Source organism: Arthrobacter sp. 2MCAF14 (genome assembly GCF_052115645.1).
Classification (GTDB): Bacteria; Actinomycetota; Actinomycetes; order Actinomycetales; family Micrococcaceae; genus Arthrobacter.
In genome coordinates this window covers 24,547-36,413 of record NZ_JBFRHB010000039.1, presented here as the reverse complement: position 1 = coordinate 36,413, position 11,867 = coordinate 24,547, and the positions used below count along the sequence as shown (strand labels likewise).

Sequence of the window (11,867 nt, the reverse complement as noted above, 5' to 3'; positions counted from 1 at the left end):
CCCACCCAGCCACCCGGCGCAACCAGGACCAACAGTGGAACACCGAAGGGCAGCGAGGCCTGGCACCCCAGCATGCTCCCTGCCCGCACAACGAGCCGAACCGGATTCAAATCATCAGCCCGGGCACATCGGTGGATCGAGGCTTAGCCCAACTAGCTCGCAGTTGTTGTCGTTTAAAGGGCTCATAACGACACCTACTGCGAGTCAGTTGGGTTTAACCCGCTCTAGGGGAGCTTGCTGCCCCGCGCAGCCACCCACAGGCCGTACCACTCGGCCCGCGTCATGGCTGCGGCAACTGCGGCAGCATCCGCGCAGGCAGCGATCCGCGCCGGGTTGGAACTGCCCAGCACCGGGGAAATACGTGCCGGATGCTTCATGAGCCACCCCAACAAGACGGCCTCAGGACTGACACCCTTTGCTTCCGCGAGCTCGGCGACAAGAGCGGTAGTCGCAGTGTCCGCGGCAGTCGGGAATACCGGCGTCGAGCCCGTGTACCGGCCCTGGGCGAGGGAACCGTAGGCCTGCAGCTCAATCCCCTGGCCGACGCAGTGCTCCAAAGTGCCGTGCGGGAAACTGTAGCCGAGGGCGTCGTCGTGGTTGACCAGGACAGTGCTCTCGAGCCAGGCCCGGCGGTGCAGACTCATTTCCAGCTGGTTGGCCACGATCGGCACCTCCAGCTGGTCCTGCAGGAAGGCGATCTGCGCGCCGGACATGTTGGACACGCCCAATTGCCGCACTTTGCCTTCCGCCATGAGCTGCCCGACGGCGGTCGCCACCTCGGCGGGTTCCATCAGGGGGTCGGGACGGTGGAGCAGCAGCATGTCGACGTAGTCGGTCCTCAGCCGTTCCAGGCTTCCATTGACCCGGTCCAGGATGGCGTCCTTGCTGAGATCGTAATGTCCATCTACGCCGGGCTGGCCGAGCCGGATTCCGCATTTGGTCTGGAGCTGGATCTTTTCCCGCAGCCCTGGCGTCCCGGCGAGGACTTCGCCGAATACGGCCTCGGACTTGCCGCTGCGGTAGATGTCGGCGTGGTCGAAAAGGGCGATCCCGATGCCCATGGCGGCTTCGATCGCAGCCGCGGCCTGATCAACTTCGGCAGCCGCGTATTCGCCGCCCTCCCAAGAACCTCCGAGGCCCATGCAGCCATAGATGAGCCGACCGGACGCGATTTTGCTTTTTGCAGTCATTTTCAAACTCTTTCACATGCAACTGACCCGCAGTTGTTGTCGTTTACAGCCTTCAAAACGACGTTAACTGCGGGCCAGTTGGGTCAGCGGTCGGGGGTCAGGGGTCAGACGATCCAGGCCGTCGTGTTTGCCGGGAGCTTGCCGCCGTCGAGCGGTACACTGCTCACGACGACGGTGCCTTCCGGAAGTGCCACCGGCTCGGTGCCGAAGTTGGTCACCGACTGCCAGCCGTTGGGCCGCGCGAAGTGCAGCACCGACTCATTGCTCGAGGGGATCCATTCAAGGTCCTCGGCCGCCCGCAGCTCCGAACGCAGTTCCAGGGCCTTGCGGTACAGCTCCAGGGTGGAGCCGGGAACGTTGTCCTGCGCCTCCACGGCGTAGCCGGCAAACCATTCAGGCTGTGGCAAGTGTGCACGTCCGTCGCCGAAGCCGAACGACGAACCTTCACTGGTCCACGGCAGCGGGACACGGCAACCGTCGCGGCCGACGTCGACTCCCGGGTTGCGGAAGAACGCGGGGTCCTGGCGCTGGCCGGCCACGATGTCGCCGACTTCCTGCAATCCAAGTTCCTCGCCCTGGTACAGGTACGCGGAGCCCGGCAGGGCGAACATCAGCAGCGACGCGGCGCGGGCACGGCGCAGGCCGAGCTCGGCGTCGACGTCGGCGGCCGAACCGCCGTCGAGCAGCCATTGCTTGCCGTCCTGGCCCAAGCCGTCACGGCCGCCACCCGCGGGCAAACCGTAGCGGGTCGCGTGCCGGACGACGTCGTGGTTGGAGAAGACCCAGGTCGAGGAAGCACCGGATGCCGCGGCCTCGCCGAGGTTCTTGGTGATGATCGTGCGGAACTGTCCGGCGTCGAAATCGGCCTGGAGGAGGTCGAAGTTGAAAGCCTGGCCCAGTCCTTCGGGGCTGGCGTAGCGGGCGCGGCGGTCTGCGTGGACCCACGCTTCCGCGACGGCCGTCCGGGGCGGGTTGTACTCGTTGAAGACCTTGCGCCACTCGGCGTAGATTTCGTGCACCTCGTCGCGGTCCCAGAACGGGTGGGCGCCCAAAGCGTTGTCGCCTTCCTTGGGCAGCTCGGTCTTGGAGGGTAGAACCTCCGGCAGGTCCTTCGTGAGGGCATGGGCAACATCGATGCGGAAGCCGTCCACGCCACGGTCGGACCAGAAGCGCAGGGTCTTCAGGAAGTCCTCGCGGACCTCGGGGTTGTCCCAGTTGAAGTCCGGCTGCTCCTTGGTGAAGATGTGCATGTACCACTGCCCGGGGGTGCCGTCCGGTTCGGTGATGCGCTCCCAGGCCGGGCCGCCGAAGATCGAGTCCCAGTCGGCCGGGGGCAGTTCGCCGTTCTCGCCCAGGCCGTCGCGGAAGATGTAGCGTTCACGGGCTGCCGAGCCCTTCGGGGACGCCAGCGCCTCCTTGAACCATTCGTGCCGGTCCGAGGAGTGGTTCGGGACGATGTCCGCGATCAACTTGATGCCCGCGGCGTGCAGGGCGGCCGCCATCTCATCGAAGTCGGCCAGGGTGCCCAGCTTGGGGTCCACGTTGCGGTAGTCGTCGACGTCGTAGCCACCGTCAGCAAGGGCCGAGGGGTAGAACGGGCTCAACCAGACGGCGTCAATGCCGAGGGACAACAGGAACGGAACCTTGGCGGTAATGCCCTTGATGTCGCCCAGGCCGTCGCCGTTCGCATCGGAGAAGCTGCGCGGGTAGATCTGGTAGACAGCCGCTTGGCGCCACCAGTTGGGATCGGCCATGCGCTCGGAGCGCTCGGAGTCGAAATGGGTGGCCATGGTGACGGTGGAGGACAAAGGGAATCCTGTTCTGTGTCGAAGCTGCGATGGATAGGACTTTTATTTAGAATCTAAATTTAGTACCTCAAGTATTATGTGACGCATACCTACAGGAGGTCAACAGCCATGGCTGAAATCGCGACTGCCACTCCGCAGATGCTCCGGCGGTTCAACGCGGCCACCGTGCTCGGAGCCATCCGTTCCTCCAACGCCGTGACCGTTTCGGAGCTGATGGACGCCACCGGCCTGACCCGTGCGACCACCATTTCCGTGTGCGAAGACCTCATGGCCCGGGGCTGGATCCGCGAGCTGGAAAACCAGCGCGGTTTCGGCACGTACCAGAAGGGGCGCCCGGCGCGGCGCTTCGAGCTCGACGAAAGCGCCGGCTGCGTCTTGGGAATCGACGTCGGAGTCCTCAAGACCACCGTGGTGGTGGCCGATCTGCGCGGCAGGACCGTCGGACGGGCCAGCGAGCCATTCCGCGCCAGGGAGATCGAAGCGGAGGAACGAATCCGGGTCATCAGCCAAACCGCGCTGCTCGCCCTCGAGGCCGCCGGAGTGGCACCAGACAAGGTCCTTGCGGTGACGGTCGGGCTTGCTGCCCCCGTGGGCCGCGACGGGAACATCCTCGTCAGCCAGCCGTTTTGGAGCCTGTTCGACGTCGGCCTGAAGAAGGCCCTTCACGATCTGCACGGATGGGCGGTAATGCTGGAGAACGATGCCAACTTGGCGGCATTGGGCGAATGTTGGCGCGGCGCCGGCAGCGGCGTCCAGGACCTAGCCGTACTCCTTGCCGGTGAGCGTTTCGGTGCGGGCCTGGTGGAATCCGGCCGTTTGCTTCATGGCAGCCGCGGCGGCGCTGGCGAAATGGCCTACCTGGACATGGTGGACGGAGTCGGATCGGCGGACGGCCTTGCCGCACTGGCCAGATTGTGGGCAGCGGAAGCCCTGGCGGGAAAGTCGAAAACGACGCTGCGGACCGCGACCGCCCCGGGCCGAGAGGTGACGGCGCAACACGTCTTCGCCGCCGCTGCCCAAGGTGACAAAGTGGCGCTGGGCATCCTGGACCGGCTTTCGGACCGGCTGGCCCGGGTGGTCTCCACGGTGGCCATCTTGCTCAACCCGGAGCTCGTGGTGATCGGCGGCGCGGTGGCAGATTCGGCGTCGGTCCTTCTTGAGCCGGCCGCGCGGAAGCTGGCTGCGTACACCGCCACTCCCCCGCGGTTGGCAGCTTCCCCCTTGGGCGATGCGATTGTGGGCATCGGAGCGGTTCGCCACGCACTGGATCATGTGGAGAAGAATTCCCTGGATCTGGTGTTGCGGCGGGCGTAGGGCCTTCGGAGGCTAGTCCGGCATCGCCATCGTGCGGAGGTCGAGCTGGCGCAGCACCCGGTCCGCCACCTCGGGATCCATCCCCGGTTCACTCCGCGCCGCGACCACTTCCTGGCGCGCGGCGTCGAGGGCTATCGTCTGGACCGCGATCGCCAGTTCCCTGCCGCGTTGGCGCTTTTCAGCGTCCGACTCATTCTTCAATGTCCCGTCGAGCAGCTCGGCATGCAGGCGGGTCATCTTTTCCTTGACGAGGGCCACCTTGTCCGCCGGCAGCTCCTTCATCAGATCGTGTTCCTTGAGCGCAGAGATTGCAGCAGTCTGGGCGCGTTTGGCCAAGAGCCGCGCGGCATCCTTTTCGTGTGAACCGTCTTCGGACGCCTTGAGCACGCGCATGAGCCACGGAAGGGTCAGCCCCGGCAGCACCAGGGTGGCCAGCAGTACGGCGCAGGCGATGACCAGGATCTCGTGCCGGGCAGGGAAGTCACGGCCGTCCGCAATAGTCAGCGGAAGGGCCAAGGCGAGTGCGAGCGTCGCGAGCCCCCGCATGCCGCACCAGGTCAGGATCAGGACCTCCTTGGGGGAAGTGGGCTGCAGCAGGTTCTTCCGCTTGCGGGCCGAGATTGCCAAATGCCCGAGCCAGGCGAAACGGACAACGAAGACGAGCACGCAGACCGCCACGGCCGGGCCAATCATCCCGTAAATGGCCGCGCCTTCGTCCCGGATCACATGCCGGATCTCCAGCCCCACAAGGCCGAACGCCAGACCCGTGGCGAGCAGTTCCACCACGTCCCAGAAGGCGGTGCGCGTGACGCGTTCAGCCGCGTCCTGGGACCGCGCGTGCCGCTGCGTCTCGAGGGCGGTGACGACGACGGCGATCACCCCCGAGGCGTGCAGCTCTTCAGCCAGGATGTATGCGGCGAAAGGAATCACCAGGGTCACGGCACTTCGGGCCACCATGGAGGTGACCAGCTTGGTGATCAGCCTCGTCAACCAGCCCATCGCGATGCCGACAATGACGGCCAGGGCAGCACCGATGACGAATTGGAGCACGACGCCGGCCCCCAGCCTGGTGCCTGAAACCGTCGCCGCCACCGCGGCCTGGAAGATCACAATCGCCGCGGCATCGTTGAACAAGCCTTCGCTCTGCAGCACGGTGATGAGCCTGCGCGGCATGTGGACGCGGCCGGCAACGGATTCAACCGCCACAGGATCCGGCGGAGCCACCATGGCGCCCAGTGCGATCGCCGCCGGAATGCCGATCCCTGGAATCATGAGCCACGCGGCTCCGGCAACGGCCGCCGTCGAAACGACAACGAGCGCCACCGCCATGAGCAGAAGCGTCCGCCACCGGACCCGGAAGACCGCCCAGGAACTCTTCTGGGCGGTCGCGAAGAGCAGCGGAGGCAGGAAGATCGGGAGGATCAGGTCAGGCGCAAGCTCAAAGTCCGGGAAGCCCGGAATGAAGGTCATCGCCGCAGCCAGCAACAGCATCAGTACCGGGTACGGGAGCCGCAAGCGGTCCCCCAAGCCCACGGCCACGACCGTTGCAAGCAGCAATCCAACAATGAGTGCCAACTGGTCCATGTTCCCGATTTCCCCAGACGTCGTAGTGGCAGCGTCCCGGGCATTGCCTCGGGACTAGCCCTACCAACATATCCCGGCGGTGTGCGGTCCAGGCCCGGCGCCGGGCCCGGCTCCCGGACCGGGAGGGTGCAGCTAGGGCGCGGTGAGGGCCTCCACCACAGGCACCGAGCCGTCCCTGAACTCGATGGTGCGGCGGACGGTCTCGGGCAGTTCCAAGACGGCGGCAGTCACCAAGGCAACATTGGCCCGCGAAGTTTCGGTCCCGGTGCTCGGGTCCGCGGGGCTTACCTCAATGAGCGCAGACCCCGGATTACTGGTCAGTGCGCCCGGGCCCAGGATCGTCCAGTCGAGATCAGTCGCGCGCAGGTACTCGTCCGCCGCGGCCTTGGCATCCGCGTAGGCGTAGAAGCTGTTGCCCTCGGGAACGCCATGGCCGGGTCCTGCGCCGAAGTAGGACACCATCACATAGCGGGCCACGCCCGTTTGCGCCGCGGCATCCATCGAGCGGATGGCGGCGTCTCTGTCCACTGCATACGTACGGTGCGGATTGCCTCCGCCTGCCCCGGCGGACCACACCACCGCGTCGTGGCCGTCAAGTGCAGAGGCGATCTCCGCCGTCGTCGAATTCTCGACGTCGAGTACTACCGGGGCGGCACCCGTCACTTCGACGTCGGGCGCGTGTTCCGGATTGCGGATGAAGGAAGTGACCGAGTGACCTTCGTTGCTCAGGATGCGGGACAGTTGCAAGGCCACCTTGCCGTGGCCGCCGATGATTGCGATTCGACTCATGGACCCATTCTGTCCCAGTGGTCAAGTGCGTGGTCAAGCCCTCCCCAACACGGTGGATAAATTCCCGGAAAATAGTCTCTCCGCATTTGCGGTGCGCATTGCCGAATTCGTCAATTCTCGGGATAAATATGACCACTAATTACTAAGCAGACTTAGTTTAGTAATAATCACACCTCCCCGCCCGAGGGCTGGTAGTCCGGGCTCCCGCAAGCACCCGCCCCTGTCGAAGATGCCTTGCGAGTGTTTGATCGGCAGCCCGGAATAAAAGCGAGTGGGACCCACTCGTGTAGAGCGAATTCCCCATTCCTACACTCAAATTACCTGCAGCAGGAAAAAGGAAATATCTCTTTCATAAATCTCATTGATGGATTTATCAAAACGGGTTCATACATCCCTTTGATGGATTTATCAAAGTAGATGGATCGAGGGATTCCTCAGTGCTGCGCATTTAAGCAAAAGGGTCTCAATAAGCGCCATCCCCTGCGCCTGCGTATCACTTCCCGGGCCAGCCAACCGACCGGCCCCAGAAACGATGAATTACGGGGATCCGACATGTATCAGCAGGACTACAGACACAGCGGGATCAGCGGAGGCAACGTCCTCGCCCTGATATCCGCGGGGGTAAGAACACTCACGAGGTACAAGGCATCAATAGCCACCTGGGCGATCGTGGCAGTGGTGGCCATCGCGGCCGTGACGATGCAGAACTACGCACAGGTACTTGCGCCTGCAGGCACGAGCGCCGCACTTGCCCCGCAGATCGGCTCGGGAGCCGGTATTGCCGCGCCTTCGCCGGCCGCTGCCAGTTCCACGCCGGTTGCCAGTTCCACGCCGGCAGCCACTCAGGCGCCAGTACAGACGCAGGCACCGGCCGCCGTCGCGCCGTCCGCGCCCGCAGCGGCGCCGGCCGCAGCTCCACCCGCTCCGGCTCCTGCTCCTGCTCCTGCTCCTGCTCCTGCTCCTGACACGAACGCCTACACGGTGGTCAGCGGCGACACTGTTGGCTCCATAGCGGCCAGGTTCGGCGTCGACGTCAACGGGATGCTGGCAGCCAATGGGCTCAGCACCTATTCCGTCATCGTGCCCGGCCAGGTGCTAAAGCTGACAGGGCCGCCGGTTGCCGCGGCTCCCGCCCCTGCACCTGCCCCCGCTCCGGCGCCAGCGCCAGCAGCCGCCCCAGCTCCCGCTCCGGCGGTGCGGACCATTTATGTTGCGGGCTCAGGCGGCCAGGCGGCCGTGGACAGTTGCATTGGACCGATCCATTTCACCCCCACGGACGCCTACTCGCTGTTCATTACCGAACATGATTTCTGCGGGGGGTGGGCACAATTCTCGGGTATCGGCGTCGGCGAGACCGTGAGCATCCCCGGCTATGGCACGTACACAGTCACGGCGCGCGGCCAGGTGCCTCAAGGCGGGACCACCAACAACGTCGCAGCGGTATTCGGCGGATTTCCTCGGGCGGTATTGCAAACATGCATCCCGGGCACCAACCAGATGCTCGTCATCGCACTGAACTGAGGGCGGTCAGGACGGCAGGCCCGCGGAATTCAGCGTCGTAAAACAGAAGCAGGCTAGAAGCTGAACGCTCCTGGCCTGCTTCTGTGAGGGTGGGAGGTTCGATCTCCCCACCAGACCTCGCTCAACAGCCTTCATTTTGGGAGACTGGACCAAGACCTGAGAGTGGGGCGAACTTGGACGGACAACAATGGATCTGGGTTGCGACGGTGCTGGTCGTCGCGGCGGTGGTAGCCATTGTCATGGCCTTTGGACGCCGGTGAGAGTCGCCCGTTGATCGCGAATGCGTCCAGGGCCTGGCCTTTCCGGACGGGCTCCGGTATCGCGGCCGGGTAGCGACTGTCTCTCAGGGCGCAACAACTTCGTGTACTTCCGCTTCTTGTGCCACAGCACGAGCAGGTGAAGAGAACACATCAGCACAACTGTGATGCCAACGAAGACCACAAGGTCAATGAGATAGCGGCCAAAATCCACGAGCAAGGATGCCTTTCGGTCCGGACAACCTCCTGATCGTAGCTGGAGATAGCCCACAGACGAAACGGCCCAGTACACGGTGAACCTCAAGGAAACACTAAGAAAAGATCAAGATTCACTTAAGACTGCCTGCTCGGGCGCCAAACGCTTATGGGAGAGTCTGTTTGTTCTCAGGCACGTAAGTCGCTGGCCAAGATCTTCGAGAAGCGCCGCCACCTGAGGATTGGGGGACACCCAAGTGGCGGCGCCTCTAAAAACTATCGGCTGGTCGGACGCGCTCTCAGCTTTTCGACAGGATCTTTACGAAATCTTTACGGCAAGTGCCCAGCGGACTTGCGGACTTCGATCAGGACCATGGGCAGGCTTGGCTGGCCGCCGGAAGGGCGATTTCTTCGATCCGCATCTGGCTCGGTGCGACACCCCGGAAACGAAAAAGTCCCCGCCTTTGAACTGGACTTTCAAAGTAGCGGTGGGGAGGCTCGATCTCCCGACCTCACGATTCTGAGGAGGGCCTTTTCCTCAGTTTCCGTACAACGATTCACCCCCAGAAATCCCCATTATCGAACCGGCCCGTTCCAGGTCACTCGGTTTTCCCTCAATGCTGTCAGGACGACAGAGCCTGTCCTCATGGTCACCGAGGCTTAGGCGGATGATCCACCCCTTTACCGAGGACAAGGTCAGATCGGAGCGATTCGCCGCCTTCCAAGGAATAGGCAACGCTGGAATGCCTCAATGTCTGGTGGTTAGCCGGAACTTCCAGAGTTCGCGGGAATCGAGCGGGAAACTGCTCCAGGGATCATCCGTCTGGACTTGCGTCCTGCCCTGAGGAAGTGCTCTGTCCGTCATGATTTCAAGATGGGCACGTATCGGCTCACCGGGCACGTGCAGCAATCCGACGCTCAAAAGAATCCCCAGAACAAGCATCATGGGGTGCTGAGCAAAACCCTTCCGAGTACTTTGCGGCGGCATGGTTGCCTACGATTCTTGCGGTTCGCAGGCGCCCCCAAGCGGCAAGCTGTGAAACTTCGGTAGCCAGAGACCTAATGTAAATATACTGCCAGGCATCCTCCCTGCATACAGACAGGGAATTGCCCTGCAGTAGGTAGCGGCCCCGCGCGAACGGCACTTGCTCTTGATTCGGAAGGACCGTCCGGAGGTGCTGCGAGATCGAGGCACCCTAGGCTACCTGCCGGGACACGGACCACGTAACGAGTGATCCTCGCGAGGAAATGTGCCGCCATTAACAAGTGGTGACCACTCAAGCGATTGCCAAACGGACTGAGTATGGTCTTCCCTGTGCCAAGCCCGGCCCGGTGTGGGCGGCACGAACGCGCCCACGTCAGGGTTCACCCGTACCGTATCCGAAACGCATGGTCTCCGCCCGATGGGTGATGCAACCCCAGTCCCACAAGCAAGAACCAATGCAAGGACGGCGGCTGGACGAACTATCCACAGTTCAAGAACCAAGGGCAATGCGATGCGTACGTGAACCACAACGGCGGCTAATCAGCGAGCACTGCGGGGCGACTGTTCATAGAGAATGCCGTCCCCATCCGCCGCAGTCCCGGTACTCACGCCACGCTCCGGTGCTTCTAAGACCGGCCAACATCACCTTGCCCAATGAAAAATCCCCCGAAGGAGAACAGACCAATGCCCGTAACCGACGAGAGCATCGTCATCCCCGTCCCGCCCGAGGTGGTTTTCGACTACCTCAACGACCCCACGCACCTCCCCGAGTACGACGCCACCATCCTGACCAGCGAACTCGAAGGCGACGGCCCCGTCCGCGTCGGGTCACGGTTCAAGGGCAAGAGCAAGATCCTAGGCCGGACCTTCGACTGGGTTGTCGAGGTGATAGAGAACGAGCGCCCCACGAAGCAGGTCGTCAAGTCCGTGGAAGGGAAAATCGACTTCACCGGCACCTACACAATGACCCCCGAGACCGGGGGGACCCGGCTGAACTACCGCCTGGAATCCGGCGCGGGCCTCGGCGGAGTTTTCGGCCGTGTCGCCGATGCACTCGTGAACAAGGCGTATGCACGGCAGATGCGCGCCAACCTCGCCACCCTCGCCGAGATCCTCACCGAGCACGGGGAGAGCGAGGAAGCCTCCGGCTGAACGGGGCACGGCCGCGACGTAAGGGCATCTGCATCGTGGCCGCATGCCTGACGCACTATGAGTTCGGCCGTGGACTCGACGCCGAAGCAACGCGTGCCCGCCTTCGAGATCCGGGATCTGAACTCAAGGTGGAGTACGTCAGGCTGCGCTACCCTACCATCGCCGACAACAGCCAACCAGGGGAACTGAAGGACCACGTCGACAAGGCGATCCGGGTTCTCGAAGCGTATCTCGAAAAGAACTCCAAGGAATGACCGAACTAATGAATTAGTTGGGTTTCCGTTGGATCAGGTACTTAAAACAGTAGCAGGCCAGAAGCGAAACGCCTCTGACCTGCGGAAACTGTAGCGGTGGGGAGGCTCGATCTCCCGACCTCACGATTATGAGTCGTGCGCTCTAACCAACTGAGCTACACCGCCACGAATGAGAAAAACCTGCGTCAAGCCGGTCAAAAACCGCCTTGACACAGGCCCTCATTCAGAGCCCCCCACCGGAATCGATCCGGTGACCTCGTTCTTACCAAGAACGCGCTCTACCACTGAGCTAGGGGGGCAACGAGTAAATACTCTACCGGACGATTTCTCAGGCCACAAATCGGCTGCGGGACAGGGAAATGCGGCGCCGACACAATTTGCATCCGCGCCGGATTCTTGCGCCGGAAAGGGCCTGAATTACGGCAGGCGGAGCACTTGGCCCGGGTAGATGTGGTCCGGGTTGGGCACGGTATCCGCGTTCGCTGCGATCAGGGCATCCAAGTCGACGCCGAACTGCATGGCGATGCCGCTCAGGGTATCGTCTGCCTCCACTACGACTTCGGTGACCTGCCCTGCGCCGGGGGCGGGAGCACCGGCGTCGGGCACTGCGGGGCCGGGAGCCGCGAGAGCTTCCGCTGACGCCTCGGGCCTAGCTCTTTGGACCGTCCCCCCCGTTGAGGCTTGAGCGGGCTCCCGCGGGGCCTCAGAGGCCCGTCCAGTCGGCTTGTGTTCGGCCTTGTCGAAGCCGAGGTTCTTCTTCAACCCATCGAGGAATCCCATGAACCCACCTTTCCACAGCCGTAGGCCGCGCGTCTTCC

9 protein-coding genes and 2 tRNA genes are annotated in these 11,867 nt (G+C 63.3%); 4 read left to right on the top strand and 7 right to left on the bottom strand.

Annotated features, from left to right (window positions below):
• Positions 1–224: 224 nt before the first annotated feature.
• Together AB4074_RS20775 and AB4074_RS20770 are read right to left on the bottom strand one after the other, a co-directional pair.
• Positions 225–1,190, bottom strand: coding sequence for an aldo/keto reductase (locus tag AB4074_RS20775; RefSeq protein ID WP_441415085.1), 966 nt, complete (start codon positions 1,188–1,190; stop codon positions 225–227).
• A gap of 104 nt (positions 1,191–1,294) precedes the next feature.
• Positions 1,295–2,998: a glycoside hydrolase family 13 protein gene (locus AB4074_RS20770; RefSeq protein WP_441415084.1), complete on the bottom strand. Its 1,704-nt coding sequence runs from the start codon at positions 2,996–2,998 to the stop codon at positions 1,295–1,297.
• Between the two features lie 108 nt (positions 2,999–3,106).
• On the opposite strand from AB4074_RS20770, the gene AB4074_RS20765 reads away from it, so the two are divergent.
• The gene (locus AB4074_RS20765; protein WP_441415083.1) at positions 3,107–4,312 is read left to right on the top strand and encodes an ROK family transcriptional regulator; all 1,206 of its coding nucleotides are present in this window, start codon (positions 3,107–3,109) and stop codon (positions 4,310–4,312) included.
• A 12-nt stretch (positions 4,313–4,324) separates the two neighbouring features.
• On the opposite strand, the gene AB4074_RS20760 is transcribed toward AB4074_RS20765, so the two are convergent.
• Positions 4,325–5,896: a Na+/H+ antiporter gene (locus AB4074_RS20760; RefSeq protein WP_441415082.1), complete on the bottom strand. Its 1,572-nt coding sequence runs from the start codon at positions 5,894–5,896 to the stop codon at positions 4,325–4,327.
• A 132-nt stretch (positions 5,897–6,028) separates the two neighbouring features.
• The gene (locus tag AB4074_RS20755) at positions 6,029–6,685 is read right to left on the bottom strand and encodes an SDR family oxidoreductase (protein WP_441415081.1); all 657 of its coding nucleotides are present in this window, start codon (positions 6,683–6,685) and stop codon (positions 6,029–6,031) included.
• Between the two features lie 552 nt (positions 6,686–7,237).
• On the opposite strand from AB4074_RS20755, the gene AB4074_RS20750 reads away from it, so the two are divergent.
• From AB4074_RS20750 to AB4074_RS20740, 3 genes are all read left to right on the top strand, one after another.
• Entirely contained in the window at positions 7,238–8,206 is a 969-nt protein-coding gene (locus AB4074_RS20750) for a LysM peptidoglycan-binding domain-containing protein (RefSeq protein WP_441415080.1), read from the top strand.
• 2,121 nt (positions 8,207–10,327) lie between these two features.
• Positions 10,328–10,795: an SRPBCC family protein gene (locus tag AB4074_RS20745; protein WP_441415079.1), complete on the top strand. Its 468-nt coding sequence runs from the start codon at positions 10,328–10,330 to the stop codon at positions 10,793–10,795.
• 35 nt (positions 10,796–10,830) lie between these two features.
• A complete protein-coding gene (locus AB4074_RS20740; protein ID WP_441415078.1) occupies positions 10,831–11,049 on the top strand; it encodes a hypothetical protein in 219 nt (72 codons plus the stop codon).
• 91 nt (positions 11,050–11,140) lie between these two features.
• On the opposite strand, the gene AB4074_RS20735 is transcribed toward AB4074_RS20740, so the two are convergent.
• The 3 genes from AB4074_RS20735 to AB4074_RS20725 form a co-directional block, all read right to left on the bottom strand.
• A tRNA-Met gene (locus tag AB4074_RS20735) sits at positions 11,141–11,214 on the bottom strand.
• Positions 11,215–11,276: 62 nt separating this feature from the next.
• Positions 11,277–11,348, bottom strand: a tRNA-Thr gene (locus tag AB4074_RS20730).
• A 118-nt stretch (positions 11,349–11,466) separates the two neighbouring features.
• Complete coding sequence (locus AB4074_RS20725; protein WP_441415077.1) at positions 11,467–11,829, bottom strand: LysM peptidoglycan-binding domain-containing protein; 363 nt, start codon at positions 11,827–11,829, stop codon at positions 11,467–11,469.
• Positions 11,830–11,867: the final 38 nt, after the last annotated feature.

What these genes read in the sequence shown, in the direction of transcription:
- AB4074_RS20775 (WP_441415085.1), bottom strand. Translation starts at nt 1,190, where the DNA reads ATGACTGCAAAAAGCAAAATCGCGTCCGGTCGGCTCATCTATGGCTGC.
- AB4074_RS20765 (WP_441415083.1), top strand. Translation starts at nt 3,107, where the DNA reads ATGGCTGAAATCGCGACTGCCACTCCGCAGATGCTCCGGCGGTTCAAC.
- AB4074_RS20760 (WP_441415082.1), bottom strand. Translation starts at nt 5,896, where the DNA reads ATGGACCAGTTGGCACTCATTGTTGGATTGCTGCTTGCAACGGTCGTG.
- AB4074_RS20755 (WP_441415081.1), bottom strand. Translation starts at nt 6,685, where the DNA reads ATGAGTCGAATCGCAATCATCGGCGGCCACGGCAAGGTGGCCTTGCAA.
- AB4074_RS20750 (WP_441415080.1), top strand. Translation starts at nt 7,238, where the DNA reads ATGTATCAGCAGGACTACAGACACAGCGGGATCAGCGGAGGCAACGTC.
- AB4074_RS20745 (WP_441415079.1), top strand. Translation starts at nt 10,328, where the DNA reads ATGCCCGTAACCGACGAGAGCATCGTCATCCCCGTCCCGCCCGAGGTG.
- AB4074_RS20725 (WP_441415077.1), bottom strand. Translation starts at nt 11,829, where the DNA reads ATGGGATTCCTCGATGGGTTGAAGAAGAACCTCGGCTTCGACAAGGCC.